The sequence below is a fragment of the Plantibacter sp. AC185 genome (assembly GCF_979258065.1).
The window spans coordinates 2,902,883-2,927,487 of sequence record NZ_OZ409831.1; the positions used below are offsets into that span (position 1 = coordinate 2,902,883).

At 69.5% G+C, this 24,605-nt stretch carries 21 protein-coding genes and 1 tRNA gene; 17 read left to right on the plus strand and 5 right to left on the minus strand.

Going from position 1 to position 24,605, the window contains the following annotated elements; genetic code table 11:
• Positions 1-22: 22 nt before the first annotated feature.
• The 3 genes from ACZZZB_RS13785 to ACZZZB_RS13795 are packed head-to-tail and all read left to right on the plus strand — an operon-like array spanning position 23 to position 3,098.
• Positions 23-445 (plus strand): PLD nuclease N-terminal domain-containing protein, encoded by a 423-nt coding sequence (locus tag ACZZZB_RS13785; RefSeq protein ID WP_085514031.1) that lies wholly within the window; start codon positions 23-25, stop codon positions 443-445.
• Positions 442-2,178 (plus strand): 2-succinyl-5-enolpyruvyl-6-hydroxy-3-cyclohexene-1-carboxylic-acid synthase, encoded by a 1,737-nt coding sequence (gene menD, locus ACZZZB_RS13790; protein WP_463529982.1) that lies wholly within the window; start codon positions 442-444, stop codon positions 2,176-2,178. Before ACZZZB_RS13785 ends, menD begins: the two co-directional genes overlap by 4 nt.
• A gap of 56 nt (positions 2,179-2,234) precedes the next feature.
• Positions 2,235-3,098: a polyphosphate kinase 2 family protein gene (locus tag ACZZZB_RS13795; protein ID WP_194603578.1), complete on the plus strand. Its 864-nt coding sequence runs from the start codon at positions 2,235-2,237 to the stop codon at positions 3,096-3,098.
• Positions 3,099-3,115: 17 nt separating this feature from the next.
• Here the strand turns inward: ACZZZB_RS13795 and ACZZZB_RS13800 are convergent, their stop codons facing one another.
• Together ACZZZB_RS13800 and ACZZZB_RS13805 are read right to left on the minus strand one after the other, a co-directional pair.
• The gene (locus ACZZZB_RS13800; RefSeq protein ID WP_463529983.1) at positions 3,116-4,354 is read right to left on the minus strand and encodes an isochorismate synthase; all 1,239 of its coding nucleotides are present in this window, start codon (positions 4,352-4,354) and stop codon (positions 3,116-3,118) included.
• 88 nt (positions 4,355-4,442) lie between these two features.
• A complete protein-coding gene (locus ACZZZB_RS13805) occupies positions 4,443-5,285 on the minus strand; it encodes a helix-turn-helix domain-containing protein (protein ID WP_274500355.1) in 843 nt (280 codons plus the stop codon).
• Positions 5,286-5,386: 101 nt separating this feature from the next.
• On the opposite strand from ACZZZB_RS13805, the gene ACZZZB_RS13810 reads away from it, so the two are divergent.
• The 8 genes from ACZZZB_RS13810 to ACZZZB_RS13845 all read left to right on the plus strand — a co-directional run bounded on the left by ACZZZB_RS13810 (position 5,387) and on the right by ACZZZB_RS13845 (position 14,044).
• Entirely contained in the window at positions 5,387-6,067 is a 681-nt protein-coding gene (locus ACZZZB_RS13810; RefSeq protein WP_159875721.1) for an SDR family NAD(P)-dependent oxidoreductase, read from the plus strand.
• A 63-nt stretch (positions 6,068-6,130) separates the two neighbouring features.
• Positions 6,131-6,835, plus strand: coding sequence for a demethylmenaquinone methyltransferase (locus ACZZZB_RS13815; RefSeq protein WP_079706660.1), 705 nt, complete (start codon positions 6,131-6,133; stop codon positions 6,833-6,835).
• A 150-nt stretch (positions 6,836-6,985) separates the two neighbouring features.
• The gene (locus ACZZZB_RS13820) at positions 6,986-8,545 is read left to right on the plus strand and encodes an APC family permease (protein WP_463529984.1); all 1,560 of its coding nucleotides are present in this window, start codon (positions 6,986-6,988) and stop codon (positions 8,543-8,545) included.
• A 94-nt stretch (positions 8,546-8,639) separates the two neighbouring features.
• Positions 8,640-9,077, plus strand: coding sequence for a hypothetical protein (locus ACZZZB_RS13825; protein WP_079706662.1), 438 nt, complete (start codon positions 8,640-8,642; stop codon positions 9,075-9,077).
• Positions 9,078-9,179: 102 nt separating this feature from the next.
• A complete protein-coding gene (locus ACZZZB_RS13830) occupies positions 9,180-10,241 on the plus strand; it encodes a polyprenyl synthetase family protein (RefSeq protein WP_079706663.1) in 1,062 nt (353 codons plus the stop codon).
• 113 nt (positions 10,242-10,354) lie between these two features.
• On the plus strand, positions 10,355-11,740 hold the full coding sequence (locus ACZZZB_RS13835) for an FAD-dependent oxidoreductase (protein WP_079707009.1): 1,386 nt from the start codon (positions 10,355-10,357) through the stop codon (positions 11,738-11,740).
• A gap of 96 nt (positions 11,741-11,836) precedes the next feature.
• The gene (locus ACZZZB_RS13840; protein ID WP_463529985.1) at positions 11,837-12,934 is read left to right on the plus strand and encodes a hypothetical protein; all 1,098 of its coding nucleotides are present in this window, start codon (positions 11,837-11,839) and stop codon (positions 12,932-12,934) included.
• A gap of 72 nt (positions 12,935-13,006) precedes the next feature.
• The gene (locus ACZZZB_RS13845; RefSeq protein WP_463529986.1) at positions 13,007-14,044 is read left to right on the plus strand and encodes an alpha/beta hydrolase; all 1,038 of its coding nucleotides are present in this window, start codon (positions 13,007-13,009) and stop codon (positions 14,042-14,044) included.
• A 296-nt stretch (positions 14,045-14,340) separates the two neighbouring features.
• Here ACZZZB_RS13845 and ACZZZB_RS13850 read toward each other — a convergent pair whose 3' ends face one another.
• Entirely contained in the window at positions 14,341-14,829 is a 489-nt protein-coding gene (locus ACZZZB_RS13850; RefSeq protein WP_056014685.1) for a YajQ family cyclic di-GMP-binding protein, read from the minus strand.
• A gap of 53 nt (positions 14,830-14,882) precedes the next feature.
• Between ACZZZB_RS13850 and ACZZZB_RS13855 the strand changes: the two genes are divergently transcribed.
• The 5 genes from ACZZZB_RS13855 (at position 14,883) to ACZZZB_RS13875 (ending at position 20,257) form a co-directional block, all read left to right on the plus strand.
• Positions 14,883-15,647 (plus strand): lytic transglycosylase domain-containing protein, encoded by a 765-nt coding sequence (locus ACZZZB_RS13855; protein ID WP_463529987.1) that lies wholly within the window; start codon positions 14,883-14,885, stop codon positions 15,645-15,647.
• A 105-nt stretch (positions 15,648-15,752) separates the two neighbouring features.
• A tRNA-Tyr gene (locus ACZZZB_RS13860) sits at positions 15,753-15,834 on the plus strand.
• 535 nt (positions 15,835-16,369) lie between these two features.
• Positions 16,370-17,536: an HNH endonuclease signature motif containing protein gene (locus tag ACZZZB_RS13865; RefSeq protein WP_463530564.1), complete on the plus strand. Its 1,167-nt coding sequence runs from the start codon at positions 16,370-16,372 to the stop codon at positions 17,534-17,536.
• Positions 17,537-17,967: 431 nt separating this feature from the next.
• Entirely contained in the window at positions 17,968-18,795 is an 828-nt protein-coding gene (locus ACZZZB_RS13870) for an inositol monophosphatase (protein WP_192005926.1), read from the plus strand.
• Positions 18,796-19,054: 259 nt separating this feature from the next.
• The gene (locus tag ACZZZB_RS13875; protein WP_463529988.1) at positions 19,055-20,257 is read left to right on the plus strand and encodes a M23 family metallopeptidase; all 1,203 of its coding nucleotides are present in this window, start codon (positions 19,055-19,057) and stop codon (positions 20,255-20,257) included.
• Between the two features lie 224 nt (positions 20,258-20,481).
• Here ACZZZB_RS13875 and rfbB read toward each other — a convergent pair whose 3' ends face one another.
• Both rfbB and poxB read right to left on the minus strand, forming a co-directional pair.
• On the minus strand, positions 20,482-21,480 hold the full coding sequence (rfbB, locus tag ACZZZB_RS13880; protein WP_071258697.1) for a dTDP-glucose 4,6-dehydratase: 999 nt from the start codon (positions 21,478-21,480) through the stop codon (positions 20,482-20,484).
• A 55-nt stretch (positions 21,481-21,535) separates the two neighbouring features.
• On the minus strand, positions 21,536-23,272 hold the full coding sequence (poxB, locus tag ACZZZB_RS13885; RefSeq protein ID WP_194645113.1) for a ubiquinone-dependent pyruvate dehydrogenase: 1,737 nt from the start codon (positions 23,270-23,272) through the stop codon (positions 21,536-21,538).
• A gap of 244 nt (positions 23,273-23,516) precedes the next feature.
• Here poxB and ACZZZB_RS13890 point away from each other — a divergent pair, with 244 nt between their 5' ends.
• The gene (locus ACZZZB_RS13890; RefSeq protein ID WP_159453425.1) at positions 23,517-24,578 is read left to right on the plus strand and encodes a serine/threonine-protein kinase; all 1,062 of its coding nucleotides are present in this window, start codon (positions 23,517-23,519) and stop codon (positions 24,576-24,578) included.
• The last annotated feature ends 27 nt before the right edge of the window (positions 24,579-24,605 follow it).

The window sequence follows — 24,605 nt, forward strand, 5'->3', positions numbered from 1 at the left end:
ACCTGGCGTTTACGATGGAGACATGGTTCGTCTCTGGATCGGCCTCGCCGTCGCGGCAGTCGTCTTCATCGTGTATTCGGTGGTTGACTGCGCCACGATGCCGCGCGACCGCGTCCGAGGGATCAGCAAGACCTCGTGGATCATCGCCATCCTCCTCCTGCCGGTCATCGGCGGAGTCCTCTGGTGGATCATCGGCCGGGTTCGCGCTCCGAAGGCCGTGCCCCGCGGCTCAGCGCCGGACGACGACCCCGACTTCCTCAAGAAGCTCGACGCCGACCGAGCGCAGACGAAGCGTATCCGCGACCTCGAGGACGAGCTCAACCGCTTCGACGACGAGTCGGGCGACAGCCCGGATGCGACGACGCACGACGACCCCACCCCGGGATCCGACACGCCCGACGACGGTTCCGGCCGCAGACCGCCTGGCGCCCCGAGCGCCTCGTGAACCCGTCCGCTGCTCCCGAGCCCGTCGGCTCGGCTCGCTCGTCGAGCCCGGCCAGCGCGTCCGCGTGGGCACTCCTCGACGCGCTCGTCGCCGTGGGTGTCTCCGACGTCGTCGTCTGCCCCGGTTCCCGGTCCCAGGCGCTCGCGCTCGCCGCTGCCGAGCTGGCGGCCTCCGGACGGATCACCCTGCATGTGCGCATCGACGAGCGGGTCGCCGGCTTCCTCGCCTTGGGCCTCGGCGTCGAGACCGACCGTCCGGCCGTCGTGATCACGACCTCGGGGACGGCGACCGCGAACCTGCATCCGGCGGTCCTCGAGGCGCATCACTCGCGCGTCCCGCTCATCGTCCTCACCGCCGACCGGCCGGCCGAGGCGCACGGCATCCGCGCGAACCAGACGACGAAGCAGGACGACCTCTACGGGTTCGCAGCGCGCCTCGCCGTGGTCGTCGAGGCCCCGACCGGTGACGCCGGTGAGCAGGACGCCGCCCGCGATCTCGCCCAGCGGGCGTACCTCGCAGCGACGGACGTCCTCGATCCGGGCCCGGTGCACCTGAACCTCGCCTTTCGGGAGCCGCTCTCGGGCGGCTTCGACCCGGTCGTCGCCGAGGCTGTCTCCGACGTCCTGGACGAGACGGACGCCACCACGGAAGCACCGCTCTACCCGGGGCGACCGCATCTGGTGCTGGAGCGCGGACCCAGGACCCTCGTCGTCGCCGGGCACCACGCCGGCCCGGCTGCCGAGCAGCTCGCAGCCGACGGCGGGTGGCCGCTCATCGCGGAGGTGTCGAGCGGATCCCGGTTCGGGCGGAACGTCATCGCCGCCTACCGGGAGCTGCTACGCGAGGAGGACTACCGCGAGGCCGTCGAGCGCGTCGTCGTCTTCGGCCACCCGACCCTCAGCCGCGAGGTCCCTCTCCTGCTCCAGCAGCCGCAGGTCGAGACGATCGTCGTCGCCCCGGCAGGAGCCGAGGTCTACAACCCCGGTCGACGGGCCGACCGGATCGTGTCCTCCGTCGCCGTCGAGGCGGGGCCCGCGGATCGCGCTTGGCTCGGAGCCTGGGTCGTCGGATCCCGCGAACGGGTGGTGGACCCGTCGCCTGCAGCCCCCGATCTCGACGGGCTGCACTCGACGACACCCGCCGAGCGACTGGCCTCTGTCCGGGCCGAACTCGACGCCGTCCGCCTCCCGGTCACCCGCGAGGTCCTCGTCGACGCGGTCTGGCGTGCCACCTGGCCGCACGACCGCCTCGTCGTCGGCGCGTCGAGGCTCATCCGCGTGGCCGACGGTCTCGTCTCCGGCCGCAAGATCAGCGTCCACGCCAACCGCGGACTCGCCGGCATCGACGGCACCATCGCCACCGCCACGGGGGTCGCGCTGGCGAGCCAGGCCGACGGCGGTCCCGGTGTCACACGGGTGCTCCTCGGCGACCTCGCCTTCCTCCACGATGTCGGCGCGCTGCTCCTCGACGACGACGTCGCGCCGCGTCTCCAGGTGATCGTCGGCAACGACGGGGGTGGCACCATCTTCGACGCGCTCGAAGTCGCCCAGAGTGCCCCCGGAGCGCTCTTCGACCGCGTCCAGTACACGCCGCAGCACGTCCGGCTCGAGTCGCTCGCGACCGCCTACGGGTGGGAGTACCGCTCGGCCCGGACCCGCACGGAACTCGACCAGGCGTTCACCGCTCCGGTGACCGGTCCTGTCCTCATCGAGGTCCCACTGCCGCGAGCCTGATCCGTGGGTCCTCCCGGGGGTCGACTTCCGACGCGACCTGCGGCCAGAATGGGCGGATGACGGCATCGAAGCACGCATCGACCTGGACGGCCCCACCCCGAGACACGCTGCGCGTGGGGGAGGGGTTCAGCCTCGCCGACGTCGATCCCTCATCGACGCCGGGCTTCGACGGCGACAAGCAGCAGGGCAGGCTCGAGCTCGACGCGGGGGTGCCCGCCCTGTCCGAACTGCAGGAGCGACTCTTCGCGGCGAGCACGCAGGGAGCCCCGGAAGCGGTGCTCCTCGTCCTGCAGGCGATGGACACGGCGGGCAAGGGCGGCATCGTCAAGCACGTCGTCGGCTCCGTCGACCCGCAGGGCGTGCACCACTACGCCTTCAAGAAGCCCACGGAGGAGGAGCGCTCCCACGACTTCCTCTGGCGGGTGGAGCCGCACCTGCCGAAGCCCGGTCAGATCGGCGTCTTCGACCGTTCGCACTACGAGGACGTCCTCATCGGTCGGGTGCGTCAGCTCGCGGAGCCGGACGAGATCGAGCGTCGGTACGGGGCGATCAACGACTTCGAGGCGGGCATCGTCGCGAGCGGGACCCGCATCGTCAAGGTGATGCTGCAGATCAGCGCCGACGAGCAGAAGGAGCGGCTCGCCGACCGGCTCGCGCGTCCGGACAAGCACTGGAAGTACAACCCCGGCGATGTGGACGAACGCGAGCTGTGGCCGGCCTATCAGGACGCCTACCAGGTGGCGTTCGAGCGCACGAGCACCGAGGCCGCCCCGTGGTTCGTCGTGCCGGCGGACCGCAAGTGGTACGCGCGCATCGCGGTCCAACGTCTGCTGCTCGACGCCCTCGAGGACATCGATCCGCAGTGGCCGGCGGCCGACTACGACATCGCCGTCGAGCAGGCACGACTCGCGGCGAGCTGACGCCGAGGGGCCTCGGCTCAGCCGAAGGCTTCCACGATCGGACGGAACTTCATCTTCGTCTCGACGAGCTCCGTCGCGGCGTCCGAGTCGGCGACGATGCCGCAGCCGGCGTAGGCGGTGATGTCGCCGTCCGGCGCGATCTGCGCACACCGGAGGGCCACCGCCCACTCGCCGTCACCCGAGGCGTCCACCCACCCGACCGGACCGGCGTAGCGACCGCGGTCGAACGGTTCCAGCTCGCGGATGAGGGCGACGGCGTCGCGGGTCGGGGTCCCGGCGACGGCGGCCGTCGGGTGCAGGCCGTCCATGAGGTCGAGCGAGGACGAGCCGTCCGAGAGTCGTCCGTCGATGTCGGTCGCGAGGTGCCAGAGGTTCGGCAGCTTGAGGGTGAACGGGACCTCGCTGCGGCGCAACTGGGGGCTGTGTGCCTGCAGGGCGGTCAGCACCGACTGCACGGCGAACTGGTGCTCACCCTGGTCCTTCGCGCTCGTCATGAGTGCGACGGCCTGGTCGTGGTCGCTCTCGGCGTCGGGACCGCGCGAGATCGTGCCGGCGAGGACGCGCGCCGAGACGGCACCCCGATCCACTCGGACGAGCGTCTCCGGGCTCGAGCCGATGAAGCCGTCGACCGCGTAGGTCCAGCAGTCGGGGTAGCCGAGGGCGAGGTCGTGGAGCACCCGGCGGCGGTCCGCTTCCGCGGGGAGGTGCCCGGCCAGGTCGCGTGCGAGCACGACCTTGCTCAGGCCGCCGGCCTGGATGCGGGCGATGGCGCGCTCGGCCGAGTCGAGGTAGCCGTCGCGGCTCTGCACACCGGGGGTCAGCTGGATGCGGTACTCGGGCCCGTAGGCCGTGGTCACGGGATCGACGTCCTCGGCGCCGTCGCCGAGGGAGACCCGCGTGATGAAGCTCGCGTCGGGGTACCGGCCGATGATCGTGCGCGGCACGATGAGGACGCTCGTCGCGGAGGACTCGTCGTCGAAGGCGAACGTGCCGAAGGCGACCAGGCCGGTCCCGGGCCGTCGTACCTCGTCCGTCACCACTGCTGCGGCGCAGACGTCCCGCCAGGCAGCCGCGGCGCGCGTGAACCGGTCGGGGCCCGAGAACTCCAGGCGGAGCGCCTCACCAAGTCCGACCAGCCCGTGTCCCTTCCGCACCCAGAGGAGCGGCGAGGTCTGGTCGGCGAACGGGAGGAGCTGGCGCGGGTCGTCGATGGCGACGGTCTGGGCGACCAGTGACGAGGTCAGGGGAATGGTCACCGTTCAACCCTACGCCCGCGCAGGAGGGGTCCCTCCCCGCCGCAGCCCGACTGGCGGAGGGTCGGTCACCGCCTCGTCGGCGGGCCGTTCACCGTCCGGGCGTCCCGATCGTCTGCAACCCGGTGACCCCGAGCAGTGCGAGTTTCGCCGCGTCCTCGGTGCCCGGTGCCGCCGTGTACACGACGATGCGCAGGTCGCCGCCCGGCGTGGACAGGACGTCGCAGTCGACGGTGATCGCTCCGACCGGCGTCCGCGTGACCGTCTTCCGGCTCGCCCGGTGCTCCGCGACCCTGGCCTCCGCCCAGCGCCGCTCGAACTCGGGTGACACCGATCGCAGCCGGGCGACGAGTCGTGCGAGCTCGTCGTCCCGCGGGTAGCGCCCGACCGCCGCCCGGAGGTCTGCGGCGAGGTCGCTCGCGAACTCCTCCTCGTGCTGCTCGTCGAAGTCCGTGCCGTCGTGCCCCGCGGTGAAGTGCCGCCACACCAGGTTGCGATCGTCACCGACGAGGGTGGAGGGATCGCCGTTCACCGCGGCCCACAGCGGGTTCCAGAGCAGGATGTCGTGAGCGGCGGAGAAGACCGCCAGCGGCACGTCGCCGAGCCGGTCGACGATGCGCTGCACTCCCGGACCGATGTGCCGCGGGACGACCCCGGGCGGTGGTGGCGCGGCTCCGGCGACCCGGTAGAGGTGGTCGCGCTCCTGATCCGTCAGTCGCAGTGCGACTGCGAGGGCCCGCAGCAGTTGCGGCGAGGGATTACGGGCGCGGCCCTGCTCGAGCCTGACGATGTAGTCCACGCTGATGCCGGCGAGGGCCGAGAGCTCCTCGCGGCGCAGGCCGGCCGTCCGTCTTCCTGGGCCGGCGGGGAGACCGACCTCGGCAGGGGAGACCCGTTCGCGCCAGGCCCGGAGCACACCGGCGAATTCGTCCATCCGGCCATTGTGCCCCCGGTGTCGGTCCGCATCCTGGTACTGCCGGTCCCCCTGTCGACCGGGGCCTGGCGGACCGACCATGCCGGGCGGAGCATGGACCCATGACCACCACACTCATCACCGGGGCCAACAAGAGCCTCGGACTCGAAACCGCACGCCGACTGATCGACGCCGGCCACACCGTCTACGCCGGCATGCGCGACCTGGGCCGCGGCGATGCCGTCGCCGCGCTCGGCGCCCACCCCGTCCAGCTCGACGTCACCGACCAGGCGAGCGTCGACGCGGCCCTCGCGGCGCTTCCGGAGCTCGACGTGCTCGTCAACAACGCCGGTGTGCTCGGCACGTCCTTCGGCGTGGACGACCTCACCCCGGAATCGATGCAGGACGTCCTCGACACGAACGTCCTCGGTGTCGTCCGCGTCACCCAGGCCGCGTTGCCCCTCCTGCGCCGTTCGTCCCGACCCGTCATCGTGAACGTCGCCTCGGGAGTGGGATGGCCCCGCTTCCTCACCTCCGAGGAGGCCGACGAGTTCGCGGTACCGACGATCCCGTACGCCGCGTCGAAGGCGGCCGTCATCACACTCACCGTGCAGTACGCGAAGAACCTGCCCGGGTTCCGGGTGAACGTGAGCGACCCGGGCTACACCGCGACCGACTTCAACGGACACGGTGGCCATCAGACGGTGACCGAGGGGACGGACGCGACCGTCGCGCTCGCCCTGCTCGGTCCGGACGGTCCCACCGGGGAGTTCCACAACCGGCACGGACGCATCGACTACTGAGCGCGAGCCTGGGAGCCGTGCTCGGACGGCCGGCTCCCAGCGGCGCGGACGTAGGATGGACGGGTGAACCGCGCCGACCTCTCCAAGCAGCCCGAGCAGGTCTCGGCCATGTTCGACGACGTCTCGACGAAGTACGACCGCATGAACGCGGTCCTCTCCGTCGGGAACGACGCCCTGTGGCGCATCGCGACCACTCGTGCGGTCGGTCCGGCCGCCGGTGAGCGCATCCTCGACCTCGCGGCCGGCACGGGCACGTCCTCCGCGGCGCTGGCACGCAACGGTGCGCAGGTCGTGGCCGCCGACTTCTCGCCCGGCATGATCGCCGTGGGTCGCGACAAGTACGCCGACCGCTCCGACATCCAGTTCGTCGAGGCCGACGCGACCGACCTCCCCTTCGCCGACGAGGAGTTCGACGCGACGACGATCTCCTTCGGCCTCCGCAACGTCGTACGCCCGAAGGACGCCCTCGCCGAGATGCTCCGGGTCACGAAGCCCGGCGGCCGGATCGTCATCTGCGAGTTCTCCACGCCGACGTTCGCCCCGATGCGCGCCGCCTACAACCTCTACCTCGAGCGCGTGATGCCGCTCGTCGCCGGCGTCGCATCGTCGAACGCCGAGGCGTACACCTACCTCAACGACTCGATCCGCGCCTGGCCGAGCCAGCCGGAGCTGGCCGCCTGGCTGCGTGAAGCGGGCTACGAGCACGTCGCCTACCGCAACCTCACCGGCGGGATCGTCGCCCTGCACCGCGGACTCAAGCCGGCCTGAGTCTCGTCACCGTCGGGGTTCGTCTCGGCATTCTCGAAGGGTGGAACCTGTTGATCCCGTCACTTCCCGCGAGTCGGCGCGACTGATTCCGTAGCCCGGTCCCGAACGGGAGCATTGACACACGGGTGCGCCCGGCCCTACCGTTCCGTCATGACAGCACAGGACACGGCCAGCGGGTCCCAGCCGGCATCACCCACCGGCGGCAAGGGTCTCGCCACCGGCACCCTCGGCCTCTTCGGCTCCGTGATCATCGGCTTGGCGTCGACCGCGCCGGTGTACTCGCTCGTCGCGACGCTCGGGTTCGTCGTGCTCGCCGTGGGTGCCCAGGCGCCGATCGCCTTCATCGTCGCCTTCATCCCGATGCTGTTCATCGCGTTCGCCTACCGCGAGCTGAACCGCGACGTACCGGACTGCGGCACCACCTTCACCTGGGCGACGAAGGCCTTCGGCCCGGTCACCGGCTGGATCGGCGGGTGGGGCGTCGCGCTCGCCGGCATCGTCGTGCTCGCCAACCTCGCACAGATCGCGGGGCAGTACCTGTGGTTGCTCATCGGTGACGGCTCCCTCGCCTCGAACGTCCCGCTCGTCACCGCGACCGGTGTCGTGTTCATCGCCCTCATGACGTGGGTGTCGTACCGCGGCATCGAGCTGGGGGAGCGGATCCAGAACATCCTCCTCGCGGTCCAGTACCTCGCCCTCGTGCTGTTCGCCGTGTTCGCCTTCATCGGAGCGTCGAACGGCACCGCGCCCGACGCGACGCCGATCTCGCTCGACTGGTTCAACCCGTTCGCGTTCACCGATTACCACGGCTTCATCGAGGCGGTGCTGCTCGCACTCTTCATCTACTGGGGTTGGGACACCTGCCTCGCCCTGAACGAGGAGACGAAGGACCCGCAGAAGATCCCGGGCCGCGCGGCGGTCATCTCCACGGTCATCTTGCTGGTCACCTACGTCACCGTCACGGTCGCCGCCATGGTCTACGCCGGACTCGGTACCACGGGCACCGGCCTCGCCAACGAGGACAACGCGAACGACATCTTCCTGGCGCTGAAGGACCTCGTGCTCGGACCGTGGGCGTGGATCCTGGTCGTCGCCGTGCTCATCTCGGCGGTGTCGTCGACGCAGACGACGATCCTCCCGACGGCGCGCGGCACGCTCGCGATGGCTGCCTACAAGGCGCTGCCGAAACGGTTCGCGACCGTCCACCCGACCTTCAAGACGCCGTCCTTCTCGACGCTCGTCATGGGCATCGTCGCGATCGTCTACTACGTCGGCATGACGCTCGTGAGCGAGAATATCCTGGCGGACTCGATCCTCTCCCTCGGACTCGCGATCGCCTTCTACTACGGCATCACCGGGTACGCGTGCGTCTGGTACTTCCGGAAGGTGCTCTTCCGCTCCGCGCAGGACTTCTTCTTCAAGGGCCTCTTCCCGCTCCTCGGGGCGCTCATGCTCACCTTCGCCTTCGTGCAGAGCTGCATCGACATGTTCGACGTCGACTACGGCTACACGGTCCTGTTCGGCGTCGGCGGCACGTTCGTCATCGGCGTCGGTTCGCTGGCCTTCGGTTTCGTGCTCATGCTGCTCTGGTACAGCCGGAAGTCCTCGCGGCCCTTCTTCCGCGGGGAGAGCCTCAACCGCGACACCGAGGTCCTCGTGCCCGACGAGCCGATCGAGTACGGCCGCTCCGTCGACGGCGGTCTCGCCTGACCTCCGGTCCACTGAGCCTCCCCCTTCCGGTCCCTGAGCCTGTCGAAGGGCACATCTCCCGGGGTCGTCCAGGCGGGCCGGGCATACTGGTGGGATGTTGGACACCCTGCCAGGCGGCCCGTGGATCTGGGGCGTCGCGATCGTCGGTCTCGTGCTCGTCGTCATCCTCCTGAACGCCAGGCGGGCGAAGTCCGCGTTCGCGAAGCCGTACGAGCGCTACGACACCACCGAGATCCCGCCGGACACCCCGGGTACCCGTGAGTTCATCGTGCGAGACGACGCGACCGGTGCGCGGCTCCAGTTCGTGGCGTCCGGGCCGTCGGCCAGGATCGCCCTCGTCGTCGTGCCGCCGAAACACCTCGGGACCGGCGTCGAAGCGGGCCTCTTCCGCGCCGCGTTGCCGACCGCCCAGGGTGTCGACGCCTGGACCTGGCCGCCGCTCAACACCGACGGATACTCGATGCTGCTCGACCTCGCGCACGAGTTCCCGCATCTGGCGTTCTACGACGCGGAGGGCGTGCGACTCCGCTGAACCGAGTCATGTGGTCCGACCACAGCTGCCAATCGCCTGATCGCGCCCGTGGATTCCGGTCCTCCGGCACAGGTGACGGGCTGCCCCGGCTAGGCTAGAGCTGTGAATCCCAGCGCGACCCGCCGTGTCAGCAACCTGGCCAGCCAGGCCGGGCTTGCCGAACGCATGTTCGCGACCGGTGCAGACCGGAAGCTCGCCAAGACCATCGACGACGGCGTGGCCCGCCTCGAGATCGGTCTGGAGGAGCAGCTCGGGTTCACCGACGACCTCGTCGACGTCACCGCACGCTACCTGCTCGAGGCCGGCGGCAAGCGGGTCCGCCCGCTGCTGACGATGCTCATCGCCCAGCTCGGCGACGGCATCACCGACAACGTCCTGCGGGCGGCCGAGGCCATCGAGATCACCCACCTCGGCTCGCTGTACCACGACGACGTCATGGACGACGCCGACAAGCGTCGCGGCGTCCCCAGCGCCCACCAGGTGTTCGGCAACAACACCGCCATCCTCACCGGCGACCTCCTGTTCGCGCGCGCCAGCCAGATCATGGCCGACCTCGGCGAGCGGGCGATCCGGATCCAGGCCGCCACGTTCGAGCGCCTCGTGCTGGGGCAGCTGCACGAGACCACCGGTCCTCGCGAGGGTCAGGACGAGGTCGAGCACTACATCCAGGTCCTCGCCGACAAGACCGGCTCGCTCATCGCCGCCGCGGCCCGGAGCGGCGTCATCTTCTCCAACGCCCCCGAGGTGTACGAGAGCGCGGTCGTCGAGTTCGGCGAGAAGGTCGGCATCGCCTTCCAGCTCATCGACGACGTCATCGACCTGTCGCCGCAACCCGAGGAGACCGGCAAGGTCCCCGGCACCGACCTGCGGGCCGGCGTCGTCACCCTCCCCATGCTCTACCTGCGCCGCGAGGCGGTCGCCGACCCCGAAGCCGCGGCCCTCGTCGCCCGTCTCGACGCCGAGGTCACGGAGACGGACCACGACCCTGTCCGGTTCGCCGCACTGGTCGCCACCCTGCGCGACCACGCCGTGACCGCGCGGACCTTCGCCGAGGCGCGGCAGTGGGCCGACGAAGCGATCGCGGCACTGGCACCGCTGCCCGACGGCTCGGTCAAGAAGGCGCTCGTGCACTTCGCGAAGGCGATCGTCGACCGAAGGAGTTGATGGCGGCGCCGCTCCACCGGAGCGGCACGGCATCCCAGACGCGCATGCATGACGGCCGGAGCGCTCAACCGGCCGCACCCGGAACCCCGCACGGGGACACGAAAGGAACCACCGTGACCAAGCTCAGGCTGGCCATCGTCGGCGCAGGACCCGCAGGCATCTACGCGGCGGACATCCTCCTGAAGGCGGAACGGAAGTTCGACGTCTCCATCGACCTCTTCGAGCAGCTGCCGGCCCCGTACGGCCTGGTCCGCTACGGCGTCGCGCCCGACCACCCGCGTATCAAGGGGATCATCAACGCGCTCCGCGACGTCCTCGACCGAGGCGACATCCGGATCTTCGGCAACGTCCGCTTCGGCGTCGACATCACGCTCGACGACCTCAAGCACCACTACAACGCCGTGATCTTCTCCACGGGCGCCGTCGAGGACGCCCCGCTCGACATCCCGGGCATCGACCTCGACGGGTCGTACGGCGCCGCCGAGTTCGTGAGCTGGTTCGACGGACACCCCGACGTCCCCCGCACCTGGCCGCTCGAGGCGGAGTCGATCGCCGTGATCGGCAACGGCAACGTCGCGCTCGACGTCGCACGTATGCTCGCGAAGCACCCGGAGGACCTGCTCCCGACCGAGATCCCGGCCAACGTCCACGAGGGGCTGCAGCAGTCGCCCGTGACCGACGTGCACGTCTTCGGGCGTCGCGGGCCCGCGCAGGTGAAGTTCACGCCGCTGGAGCTCCGCGAACTCGGGGAACTCAACGACGTCGACATGATCCTGGCCGACGAGGACTTCGACTACGACGAGGCGTCGAAGGCGGCGGTGGCGAGCAACAAGCAGGTCATGGTCATCGACCGCGTCCTGCAGCAGTGGCGCAAGCGCGAGACCGGCCAGGCCTCGCGCCGACTGCACCTGCACTTCTACGCGAAGCCGCTCGAAGTCGTCGACGACGGTTCCGGCAAGGTCGCCGCCTTCCGGTACGAGCGGACGAGACCAGACGGTCAGGGCGGGGTCGAGGGCACGGGTGAGATCCGCGAGGTCCCGATCCAGGCGCTCTACCGCGCGGTGGGGTACTTCGGAAGCCCGCTGCCCGGCGTGCCGTTCGACTCGCGGCACGGCGTCATCCCCAACCACGAGGGCAAGGTCCTCCACCCCGAGAGCAACGAGCGCGTCCCGGGCGTCTACGCGACCGGGTGGATCAAGCGTGGTCCGGTCGGCCTCATCGGCCACACGAAGTCGGACGCGATGGAGACCATCAGTCACGTCATCAACGATCAGGCGGACTGGTGGGCGCCCGCGGAACCCGAGGAGGAGGCCGTCGTCGCGCTGCTCGAGTCGCGTGGCGTCGCCTACACGGACCTCGAGGGCTGGCACCTCCTCGACCAGCACGAGATCGCGCTCGGTGAACCACAGGGTCGTGCCCGCATCAAGGTGGTGCCGCGCGAGGAGATGGTGGCGATCTCGCGGGCGCAGTCGTCGGATGACGGGACACCGTCCGCCTGAGTCGCACCGGCGACGGTCGCAATCCGGCCGATCGCCGCGAGTCAAGCCGCTTCACGGAACCCGGTTTCGGCGCGAGTCGGTCACTATGCTGGACGGATGACCGACCCCAACGCGCCCCAGAACGTCCCGTCGGAGCAGCCGACGTCCGTACCGCCGTCCGAGCCGCCGGCATTCGTCGCCGACGGCCAGCAGCAGCAACAGCAGCAGCCGCGCTACGGCGAGATGCACCCGGACCCCGTGCAGCAGCAGTGGGACCAGACGAGCCAGCAGACCCCGGCTCCGCAGCAGGGTGGCCAGTGGGGTCAGCCGCAGACGGGTGAGCAGGCGGGCCAGTGGGGTCAGCCGCAGCAGGGCCAGTACGGCCAGCCCCAGCACCCGGGCCAGCCGCAGCACACCGGCCAGTACGGCCAGGACACCGGCCAGTACGGCCAGCCGCAGCAGACCGGTCAGTACGGAGCCCCCCAGGGTCAGTACGGTCAGCCGCAGCAGGGCCAGTACGGTCAGCCGCAGCAGTACGCGCAGGCTCCGAAGGCGCCGAACCCCCGTGCACGCGAGACGCGTCTCGCCCTCGTGTCGGTCGGGATCGCAGCGGGTATCGCCGCGGCCGTCGCCCTGGTGAGCCTCATCGGGTCGTTCTTCAGCATCTCGGAGTTCTACCCCATCGGCGACGTCCTGTTGAGCTTCGGCGCGAACCTCGTCAACATCGCGCTCTGGGGTGCGGGAGCAGCTCTCATCCTCATCATGGTCCGTCCGCTCACCCGGGTCCGCACCGCCCGAGACCTGATCCAGTCGGTGGGCATCGCCGCGGCCGTCGGCACCGGCGTCATGCTGCTCATCGTGCTCATCGTCACCATCGTGCGCGGCGTCGTCGAGCAGTACGGCACGCCGGCGTTCTTCGTCAACCAGGGCTTCCTCTCGCCGATCCTCTACGGGATCACCCTCGCCGGCTTCCTCACGATCGGCGCCGTGCTCGTGACGCGGTTCGTCGCACCCGAGGGCCTCGCCGAGGCTCCGCGCGAGCAGCACAGTGGTCAGCAGCACGGTCAGCAGTTCCAGCAGGGTCAGCACGAGCAGCAGGGGCAGCACCAGCAGGGTCAGCACGACCAGGGCTCCCACCAGCAGCACGGTCAGGCGCAGCAGCCCTACGGACAGCAGCCGCAGGCTCCGCAGCAGCACAACCCGTACCAGCAGTAGTCGGAGGTCGGGTGGTCGGCGCGCGAGCCCGACCATCCGACCACCGATCACCGGGCGCGGTAACGTGACGGTATGGCCGGATCTCGAGGGTGGACCGCCGACATCCTCGGCGAGGGCTTCCAGCAGCGCACGCTGGCCCTCGAACCGGATGACGAGGGCGACGTCGTCGCGACCCTCGTCCGCTACCGGATGCCGCCCCTCGAACAGCTGGGCGAGTTCCTCCTGCCGGACGTCGCGGACGGTATCGACGTCCTCGACGTCCACGGCTGGTCCGACTACTTCTTCCAACGTCACCTCGCGCGATTCTGGGCCAGGCTCGGTGCGCGGTTCTACGCGCTCGACCTGCGCAAGTACGGCCGGAGTCTCCGTCCGCACCAGACGCCGGGATACGTCGACGACCTCCGCACCTACGACGAGGACATCGAGGCCGCGCTCGCGGTGATGGGGCACGGCTCCGAGGAGCATCCCGCGGGGCGGCGGACCCGGCGCCGACTCGTCCTCCTCGGCCACTCGACCGGCGGGCTCACCCTGAGTCTCTGGACGGCCAGGAACCAGGATCGCGTCGCCGGTCTCGTCCTGAACAGTCCGTGGCTCGAATTCCAGGCGAGACAGCTCGGGCGGCTCGCGATCGCCCCGCTCGTCCAAGCCGGATCGCGGATCGACCCACGTGCGCAGCTCCCTGTCGTCGACCTCGGGTTCTACACCCGCTCCGTGTCGAGCACGATGGACGGCGCCTGGGACTACGACTTCGCCTGGCGTCCGCTCCACGGCTTCCCGTTGCATCCGGGATGGTTGAACGCGATCCTGCGAGGGCATCGGCTCGTCGACGCGGGCCTGCAGCTGCGTGTGCCGGCACTCACGCTGCTGTCGGCGCGGAGTGTCCTGCTGCCGCGGTGGAACGACGCGATGATGCGCAGTGACACGGCGCTCGACGTCGACGCGGTCGCGGAACGCGCACTCGATCTCGGCGAGACCGTCACGATCGTGCGCCTCGACGGCGCCTTGCACGACGTCTTCCTGTCCGAGGAGCCCGTCCGACAGCGTGCGTTCGAGCAGATCGTCGCGTGGGGACGTGGCTACCTCACGAAGCCGCCGGCCGTCGACCGCTAGCGTTCAGCGGGCGGGAGGCGCCGTCGCGAGCCCATCGGACGCCGCGGATCCGGTCGGCCGGCGGCGAGCCAGTCGGCGTAGCTGTGATTCGCGCCGATCGCGCACCAACACGGGACACCGACCTCCTGGCCGGCGCGCGAGGTCCGGAAGAGTTCGAGATGCGACCCGTCCGCGGGTCTCTGATGATCCACTGCTCCACTCCAACCATCGAGCCCGCTCGTGCGGGTGCTCCGGTGAAGAGAGTGGTGCGGGGACCGATCATGACGCGATCGAGGTGATCGACCGCGTCCGGCCCGCTAGCGGTAGTTGACGAACTGGAGGTCGATGTCGAGGTCGGCACCCTTGAGCAGCGCCATGGTGGCCTGGAGATCGTCACGGCTCTTCGACGAGACGCGGAGCTCGTCGCCCTGGATCTGCGACTTGACCGACTTCGGGCCCTCGTCGCGGATGAGCTTGTTGGCCTTCTTCGCGATCTCCTGGCTGATGCCCTCCTTGAGGGTCGCCTCGATCCGGTACTCCTTGCCGCTCGCGAACGGGTCGCCGACCTCGAGGCTCTTGAGTGAGATGCCGCGCTTGATGAGCTTGGACTCGAAGACGTCGAGGATCGCCTTCACGCGCTCCTCGGTGTTGGCCTTCATGAGGATCTTCTCGCCGCTCCAGGCGATCGAGGCACCGACGTTCTTGAAGTCGTACCGCTGCTCGACCTCCTTGTGCGCCTGGTTGAGGGCGTTGTCCGCCTCCATCTTGTCGACCTTGCTCACGACGTCAAACGATGAATCTGCCATGTGGACCATGGTAGCGCCGGTGTCGCTCAGGCAGGTGTGGTTGGGTGGGTGCGATGCGCAGCCCGGTGAAGCAGGACCAGCGGACCATCGTCGGACGACGAGGGGCGCTCGCCGGAGCGACCCTGGCGATCGGTGTGCTCGTGTTGAGCGGTTGCGCTCCCGAGCCGGACCCCGTCCCGTATGCGGTCCCCGTCGAGCTCCCGCCGAAGAGCGACGCCCCTGACGGCGGTGTCGCGAACGTCGACCTCGCCGATCCCCAGTGGATCACCGAGGTCGCCGAGGCGAGTGGCATCCCCGAGCGTGCCCTGCGTTCCTATGCCGGTGCCGCCATCCGCAAGGCCGAGCTGACGCCGGAGTGCGGTATCGGCTGGACGACGATCGCGGCCGTCGGGTTCGCCGAGAGCGACCACGGTCGCCACGACGGCTCGAAGCTCGGCGAGGACGGTGTCGTGACGCCGCCGATCTTCGGTGTGCCGCTGAAGGGTGGCGAGACCGAGGAGATCACCGACACCGACCAGGGGGTCATCGACGGCGACCCGGTCCATGACCGTGCCGTCGGGCCGTTCCAGTTCATCCCGCAGTCGTGGGAGAACTGGGGGACCGACGCGAGCGGTGACGGCGTGCTCGACCCGCAGAACCTCGACGACGCGGCGATGGCGGCCGCGAACTACCTCTGCCGGGCGAGCGACTACGACATGCGGACGGAGGACGGCTGGCTGAGCGGGATCCGGGCGTACAACTCGTCACCCGAGTACCTTCGCCGGGTCGCCGCAGCGGCGAACGAGTACGCCGAAGCTGCGCCGTCCGACAATCGCTGAGCGGCCCGGTGACGGATGCCGATGCTGATTTCGCGTCCGGCGGTCTGACGGCTATATTGGTCAAGCGCTTTCGGTTGGCTGTTCGAAAGTCGGTCGGGCGCGCTTGGCGAGTTACCCTAGCGGCCAAAGGGATCTGACTGTAAATCAGACGGCTCAGCCTTCGGGGGTTCGAATCCCTCACTCGCCACGGACAAATCGCCTCATCCTCGGATGGGGCGATTTTTCGTTGTGCTGGCGAGCGTCTGGCGGGAACCCCCGCCGGTCCCTGAGCTGCGCCGCCCTGAGCCTGTCGAAGCGTCGACGTGCCAACGGCGAACCCCACGAACCCGACATGCCTCCTCCGGTCCCTCAGTAACCCGCTCCGGTCCCTGAGCAACCCTCTCCGGTCCCTGAGCAACCCTTTCCGGTCCCTGAGCTTGTCGAAGGGTGCACGGAGAACCCCGCCAATCCGGCATGCCTCCTCCGGTCCCTGAGCTTGTCGAAGGGCACACGGAAAACACCGCCAATCCGGCCGACCTTCACCGGTCCCTGAGCTTGTCGAAGGGCACACGAGCAACTTCCACAACCGGCTCGACTCACCATCTGGAATGTCAGTGGTCCATGATGAACTTGTTCCATGACCGAGACCACCGCCTCCGCAGTTCGAGCTGGCGACGAGTGCGCGCGCGCGCCTCGCGGAGTTCTCGGATCACTACGCGGACATCCAGCGTCGCCGCGCGGCTCTGGACGCCGAGGAGGCTCGCCTACTCGCCCGTTCTGCTGCCTACGCGGACGCCTTCGCAGATGCCACCGTCCCGGCGATCTTTCCGCCCGCGGAGCGGCAGGCGCTCTCCCGCCGGTCGGCATGTGCAGCGCTTGCGATGGCGACGCGCACGCCTGAGCGGACCGTTCAGCGGGCGACGAACGGCGCCGAGCGTCTCGTGAACGAAGCACCTGCCGTGCTTGCCTCGCTCGAGGCGGGTCGTATCTCGGCGCGGCACGCGCGGACGATCATCGACCAGCTCAGTGATGTGCCGGCTGCAGGGCGGACGGCGTTCCTGGAGGCGGTGTTGCCGGCCGCGGAGCAGCTGACCGACGCGAACCTCCGGAGGCGTGCCCGCGTCCTGCGCGAGCGCCTCCACCCCGAGTCCATCACCGCGCGCGCAACTCGCTCGGAGGCGGACCGCCGGGCGGAGTTCGAACCCGCAGCGGACGGCATGGCGTGGGTGCACCTGTTCACGACGGCGCCGATCGCGCAGGGCATCATCGAGCGCGTTGAAGCCGCCGCGGCCGAGTCACGCGCAGCTGGCGACACCCGCACCTGCGCACAACTCCAGGCCGACGCCCTCGCAGCCCTCGCCCTCACCGGCGTCACGCCGGAAGACGTCATGTCGAGCCCGGTGCTCCCGCACCCGATCGAGGTCCAGGAGCACATCAAGCCGACGGTGCGGATCACGGTTCCGGCGCTCAGTATGGCCGGTGTGAGCGATGCCCCGGCGACGCTCGACGGCTACGGCCCGATCGACCCGGAGACTGCGGCCCGCATCGCGGTGAACGCGCCCAGCTTTACCCGGATCCTCGTCCAACCGGAAACCGGCGCGGTCTTGTCGGTCGGGCGCGGCCAGTACCACGTTCCGGCCGACCTCCAGCGCGCGGTGCGCCTCCGAGACGGCACCTGTCGGGCGCCCGGTTGCGGTCGACGCGCCAGGGCTTGTGACCTCGACCATTCGGTCGCCTGGGAAGACGGCGGCACGACGGATGTCGGCAATCTCGCCTGCCTGTGTCGACATCACCACAGGCTGAAGCACCTCCCCGGCTGGGACCTCGACCACGGGCCCGGCGGGGCCCTCGACTGGACGACACCCGACGGCAAACGCCATCAAACGGAACCGGACCCCGCACCGTTCTGAACGGGTCCGGTCCCTGAGTCTGTCGAAGGGTACCTCGTGGGCACTTCGACAAGCTCAGTGACCGGGAAGGGTGTGCCCGGAACGATGAGGCGTCCTCGTGGGCACTTCGACAGGCTCAGTGAGCGGTAGGGGTGCGCCCGGAACGACGAGGCGTCCTCGTGGGCACGTCGACAAGCTCGGTGACCGGGAGAGGGGTGCCCGGAGTCGCCGGTCCCTGAGCGTGTCAAAGGGCAATCGGGTTGCGCTGCCTCGGTGAGCGGGGAGAGGTGTACCTGGAACGTTTCGGTCCCTGAGCTTGTCGAAGGGCACTCGGGTTGCGCCGCCTCGGCCCGCGGCGGACGTGTGCCCGGGTTCGATCCGGTCCCTGAGCTGCAGCGCACTGAGGCGGTCGACGTGTCGAAGGGCAGGAGGGGCCGCCATAGGGTGGTGGGGTGACCGGACACGAAGAACTCCTCCAGATCGCCACCGACATCGCCGCAGAGGCCGGCGAACTGATCCTGCGCCGACGCCGGGAGGGCGTCGAGATCGCGGCGAGCAAGTCGTCGGTCGAGGACGTCGTGACCCGAGCCGACCGCGAGTCCGAGCAGTTCATCCGCGACCGCCTCCTCGCGGCACGACCGGACGACGGATTCCTCGGCGAGGAGACCGGCAAGGAAGGCGGCGCGACGGGGACCTCCGGCCTGACCTGGGTCGTCGACCCCATCGACGGCACCGTCAACTACCTCTACGACATCCCCGCGTACGCCGTCAGCATCGGGGTCGTCGAAGGTGAACCGGACCCGGCCACCTGGACCGCCCTCGCCGGGGCTGTGGTGAACCCGGTCCTGGGTGAGCACTACACCGCCTCCCGTGGCGGTGGAGCACGACTGAACGGCCGCGCCCTCGAGGTCAACCGAGGCGTGGCACCGAACGTGGCGCTGCTCGGCACGGGCTTCTCCTACACCGCCTCGCGTCGCATGGAGCAGGCAGCCGTGCTCGGCGCCCTCCTCGGGACCTTCCGCGACGTCAGGCGGATCGGCTCCGCAGCACTCGACCTCTGCAGCGTCGCCTCCGGCCGCCTCGACGCCTACTACGAGAGCGGCCTGAAGCCGTGGGACCAGGTCGCGGGCGCGCTCATCGCTGCCGAGGCGGGCGCGACGGTCGCCGGTTTCGACGGTGCTCCGGCCACCACGCAGCTCATCATGGCCGCCGATGCACCGCTACTCGCGGTCCTCGAACGGCTCCTCATCGAGCAGGGCTTCGCGACGCCGATCGGGTGACACTCCATGCGCGCCGCCGCCGCTCGCGGTAGCGCTCCGGTGGCGACTCGTTCATAAGAGAACTCTCATATGGCCTTTGACCAGGTCTTTATCGGATAAAACCGATCACTGCCATGGCTTTTTCAGCCTCCCGTTGCTAGCATTTATGCATTCGTTACCTTCGCGTTCCCCCGCGCGGACGGACGTCGAGATCTTCCTGCTAGCCCATTGAAAGGCCCCCGCCCCCTTGTCACGCCATGCAAGCCCTGAGGACACCCCTGTGCTTCCCGACCCTCAGGACCCGCAGAACACGTCTGTCGAGAACAGCGCTGCACCCGTGCAGACGCCGCCGCTCAGCCGCCGTGAACTCCGCGAACGTGAGCGTCAGGCGGCGGCCGCCCTGGAGCACCAGGAGTCCGTTCTGCAGGAGCCGACGCATGAGGCCAGCGCCGACCAGGAGGAGGCGGCCGCGGCCATCGACCCGGTCGACCAGATGATCGCCGAGGCGATCGACGCCGTGCACACCACCGACGTCGCCGACATCGCGCCGGTCGAGGCAGAGCCGCTCATCGCCGAACCGGCCGTGGCTTCCGACACCGCTCAGGCCACCGAGTCCATCACGGTGACGGTCGACGCCTCCACCGTCGACGCTCCCCGTGCACGCCGCGCAGCTGCACCGAAGCCGGCCTCGAAGCCCCGCGCATCGTCCCGTCCGTCCGCCGCACCGGCGTCGCCCCGCCCGACGACCATCGCGCGCAAGCGTCGCATCACCACCAAGATCTTCGCGGGTGCCGCGATGGGCTTCGTCGCCCTCATGGCCGTGGCCACCTCGGTGCCCGCCAATGCGCTGCTCACCGCTGAAGACGTCGCGACGTCGGTGGCCGAGGCCTCGCAGGCCGAGCTCGGCGACGGCAACGGGCTGAGCAACCAGGCGTCGCAGTCGCTCGACAGCGAGGGATCGGCTGAGCTGACCTTCACCCGCGACGACTACACGACGAGCACCGTCGAGGAAGCCGCCGCCGCAATGGGCATCCGCCCCGCGAACACCTTCACGAACAACCCGAACGGGACCATCCAGTGGCCGTTCGCGGTCGGTGTCACCATCGGTGACCGCTTCGGTGCCCGCGACTGCGCCGGCTGCTCGAGCGACCACCACGGCCAGGACTTCAACCCCGGCAACGGTGCGCCCATCCAAGTCATCGCCGACGGCGTCGTCCGCCACGTCGAAGACGGCGAAGGCTCGCTCGGCGTCAACGTCATCGTCGACCACACCATCAACGGCCGCCTCGTCTCGAGCGTCTACGCGCACATGCAGCACGGCTCGGTCCGCGTCGTCGAGGGGCAGGCGATCAAGGTCGGCACCATCCTCGGCCTCACCGGCAGCACGGGCATGTCCACCGGCCCGCACCTCCACTTCGAGATCCGACTCGACGGCGTCACCTGGGTCGACCCGCTCGAGTGGCTCTACGCGAACGTCAACTGACGCCACGGAACCCAATGAATTGACTGCCTCGCCCGACTCCGGGCGGGGCAGTCGTGTTTCACCCCGAGGGCGGGTGCCCTTCGACAGGCTCAGGGACCGGTGTTGTGGCTCAGGGACCGGTGTTGTGGCTCAGGGGCCGGTGTCGGGGCTCGGGGGCCGGGGCACTGCATGACGAAGGCCCGCCCGGCTGATGCCGGGCGGGCCTTCGTGACGGTGTCTGAGGGTTACTGACCCTGCTCCTGGTACTTCGCCTCGGTGGCGGCCTTCTGCGGCTTCCACCACGACTCGTTGTCGCGGTACCAGGCGATCGTGTCGGCGAGGCCGGCCTCGAAGTCGCTGAACGCCGGGGTCCAGCCGAGCTCCGTGCGCAGCTTCGACGAGTCGATCGCGTAGCGGAGGTCGTGGCCGGGACGGTCGTTCACGTGGTCGTAGGCGTCCGCCGGCTGACCGAGCTGGGTGAGGATGAGCTCGACGACGTCCTTGTTGTTCTTCTCGCCATCGGCACCGATGAGGTACGTCTCGCCGATGACCCCCTTGTCGAGGATCGTGAGGACGGCGGACGAGTGGTCGTTCGCGTGGATCCAGTCGCGCACGTTCTCGCCCGTGCCGTACAGCTTCGGGCGCTCGCCGCCGAGCACGTTCGTGATCTGGCGCGGGATGAACTTCTCCACATGCTGGTACGGACCGTAGTTGTTGGAGCAGTTCGAGATCGTCGCCTTGACGCCGAAGGACCGCACCCACGCGCGGACGAGGAGGTCGCTGCCGGCCTTCGTGGAGGAGTACGGGCTCGACGGGTTGTACGGCGTCTGCTCGGTGAAACGCTCCGGGTCGTCGAGCTCGAGGTCGCCGTAGACCTCGTCGGTCGAGATGTGGTGGAACCGCGTGCCGTGCTTGCGAGCCGCCTCGAGCAGCGTGTACGTGCCGATGATGTTCGTGTCGAGGAACGGGCGCGGGTCATGCAGGGAGTTGTCGTTGTGCGACTCCGCCGCGTAGTGCACGACGGCGTCGTGACGGGCGAAGAGCTCGTCGACGAGCGTCGCGTCCTGGATGTCGCCGACGACGAGCTCGAAACGATCGGCCGGGAGGCCGTCGAGTGAGGCGCGGTTGCCCGCGTAGGTCATCTTGTCGAGGACGGTCACCGAGTGATCGGTGTTGTTCAGGACGTAGTGGACGAAGTTCGAGCCGATGAATCCGGCGCCGCCGGTAACGAGAAGTCTGGACACGGTAGACGAGTCTACCCGGCGGTCTCTGGATACCGCGGGGGAATCCGGCCGTCGCTCAGTGACCGGGCAGGATGCGGCGAAGCAGGTTCGTGTTCGCGAGGTCGAGCAGTTCGTCGCCGCGGCCCGACATGACCGTCCGGAGCGCGTACAGGGTGAACCCCTTCATCTGCTCGGCGGTGATCGTCGGCGGGATCGACAGTTCCTGCCTGGCGGTCACGACGTCGACGAGCGCCGGACCGTCGTGATCGAAGGCCCGACGGATGGCGCCCTCCAACTCGCTCGCCCGCTCGACGCGTTCGCCGTGGATCCCCATGCCCTCCGCCACACGCGAGAAGTCGGGGTTCACAAGGTCGGTGCCGAAGTTGACGAACCCGGCGGCCTTCATCTCCAGCTCCACAAAGTTGAGCGAGGAGTTGTTGATGACGATGATCTTCACGGGCAGCTTGTTCTGGGTGAGCGAGATGAGTTCGCCGAGCAGCATGGTGAGTCCGCCGTCGCCCGCGAGCGCGATGACCTGGCGGCCGGGGTGGGACGCCTGGGCTCCGAGACCGTGGGAGACGGCGTTCGCCATGCTGCCGTGGCTGAACGAGCCGATGAGTCGGCGCCGCCCGTTCATGGTGAGGTAGCGCGACGCCCAGACGACGGGGGAGCCGACGTCGGGGATGAACACGGCGTCGTCCGTCGCCAGCTGGTCGACGACCTTCGCGAGGTACTGCGGGTGGATCGCCTGGCCGTCGTGGTCCGCGGTCGCGAGGTCGTCGAGGCCCTTCCGCGAGCTGCGGTAGTGCTTGAGCGACTCCTCCAGGTGCTTGCGGTGCGTCTTGCGCTCGAGCTTCGGCAGCAGCGCCTCGAGCGTGTCCCGGACGGTCCCGACGAGCGGCAGGTCGACCGGGTGACGCCGGCCGATCTGCTCACCGCGGATGTCGACCTGGATGACGGTCGCGTGCTCGGGGAAGAACTGCGGATAGGGGAAGTCGGTGCCCAGCATGAGGAGGACGTCGCACGAGAGCATGGCGTGGTAGCCGCTGGCGAACCCGAGGAGGCCGGTCATGCCGACGTCGAACGGGTTGTCGTACTCGACGTGCTCCTTGCCGCGCAGGGCGTGGACGATGGGGGCGCCGAGCGCGTCCGCGGTCGCGATGAGCTGCTCGTGCGCTCCGGCGACTCCGGCTCCGGCAAGGATGGTGACCCGCTTGCCGCCGTTGAGCAGGCGAGCGGCCTCGTCGAGTTCGTGCTCCGACGGCAGGATCCGGGGTCGCGTCGCCCGGATGGCGGCGACGTGCTCCGAGACCGCGTGCTGGAGCATGACGTCGCCCGGGACGACCACGACGGCCACGCCGCGGCGCTCGACCGCGGTGCGCATCGCGATCTCGAGCACCCGCGGCAGTTGCTCCGGCTGGGAGACGAGTTCCACGTAGACGCTGCACTCACGGAACAGCTCCTGCGGGTGGGTCTCCTGGAAGTAGGTGGTCCCGATCTCGGAGCTCGGGATGTGGGCGGCGATCGCGAGCACCGGTACCCGTGAGCGGTTCGCGTCGAAGAGGCCGTTGATGAGGTGCAGGTTGCCGGGGCCGCAGCTCGCCGCGACGACCGCCAGCTCGCCGGTCAGCTCCGCTTCCGCCGCCGCGGCGAAGGCGGCCGCCTCCTCGTGGCGCACGTGCACCCAGTCGATGCCGCCGGAGGAGCGGAGAGCATCGGTGAAGCCGTTCAGGGAGTCGCCGGGGAGGCCGTAGACGCGTTGTACACCGCTGGCCTGGAGGGTGGCGACGACGGTTTCAGCGACAGTGGACATGGGTGCTCCTCGCAGCAGACGACTCGGCCCGGGTTCCCCGGCCCTCTCCATGGTCCTCGTCGCGGTTCGGGGCCCGCAAGGGAGCATCGGGGTCTTGCAGACGCCTACCAGGTGCGCTAGCCGTTCTCAACACTCCGACACGAATCCGCCTGAACGACGAACGCCTTGTAACGTGGTTGCTGGAACAGCCTGCCGAGAACACGGTGGCGCGGCCAACATCGACTGCACCGTGAAGGGGGCGGCCGTGAGCGACTCCCTGCACCGACCGCCGGCACACGCCGGATCGATCACCGATCCAGCTGCGATGTTCACCGAGCACACCGAGACGGTCGTCACCGGCGTCAGCCTGTCGAACGGGCGTTACAGCATCGGTGAGCAGCTCGGCTCCGGCGGGTCCGCCAACGTCTACCGCGCACGCGACGAGCTGCTCTCGCGCCCCGTCGCCGTGAAGCTCTTCCGCGACGAGGCCGCGACCGCGAACGACCGGCTGCGTCAGGAGCGGGAGATCCGTCTGCTCGGGGAACTCCGCCACCCGGGCCTCGTCGAACTCTACGACTCCGGTTCCGTCGTCCACCGCGGCGTCGAGCACCGGTTCCTCGTCATGGAGTACATCCCGGGCGCCACGCTCACCGACAAGCTGCAGGCCGGCCCGATGCTCCCGCGTGACGCAGCCGCCCTCGGTGCGCAGGTCGCCGACGCGCTGTCCTTCATCCACACGCGGTCGATCGTGCACCGCGACATCAAGCCCGACAACATGCTCTTCAGCGACATCGCCGCGTTCGGCCACGCGAACCTCGTGAAGCTGTCCGACTTCGGGATCGCGCACTTCGTGGGCGGGTCGCGCCTCACGAACACCGAGGCCATCTCCGGCACGGCGTCCTACCTCTCGCCCGAGCAGGCGCTCGGCGACACCGTCGGCACCGAGACGGACATCTACTCGCTCGGACTCGTCCTGCTCGAGGCCGTCACCGGGCGCCGGGAGTTCGACGGCGGTCTCGTCGAGGCCGCCATCGCACGCCTGCACCGTGACCCGGTGATCCCGCCCGAGCTCCCCGCCGCCTGGCACCCGCTGCTGCGGTCGATGACCGCCCGCAAGCCGGAGGACCGACCCGCCGCCCACGAGGTCGCGGCCAGCCTGCGCGAGATCTGGTCGGAGTCGCGCGTCCGCCGGGTCCGCCGGGTGCGTGCGCGCCTCGGTCTCGTCGTCGACCAGGGCGTCGACCCGCGGATCGCGTTGCTCCTCGCCGCCGCGACGGCCGCTGCGGGGCTCGCCATCGGCGTCGCGATCGGCATCTTCGCGTTCTGATCGGCCCATTACCACGTTTCGTCCGGA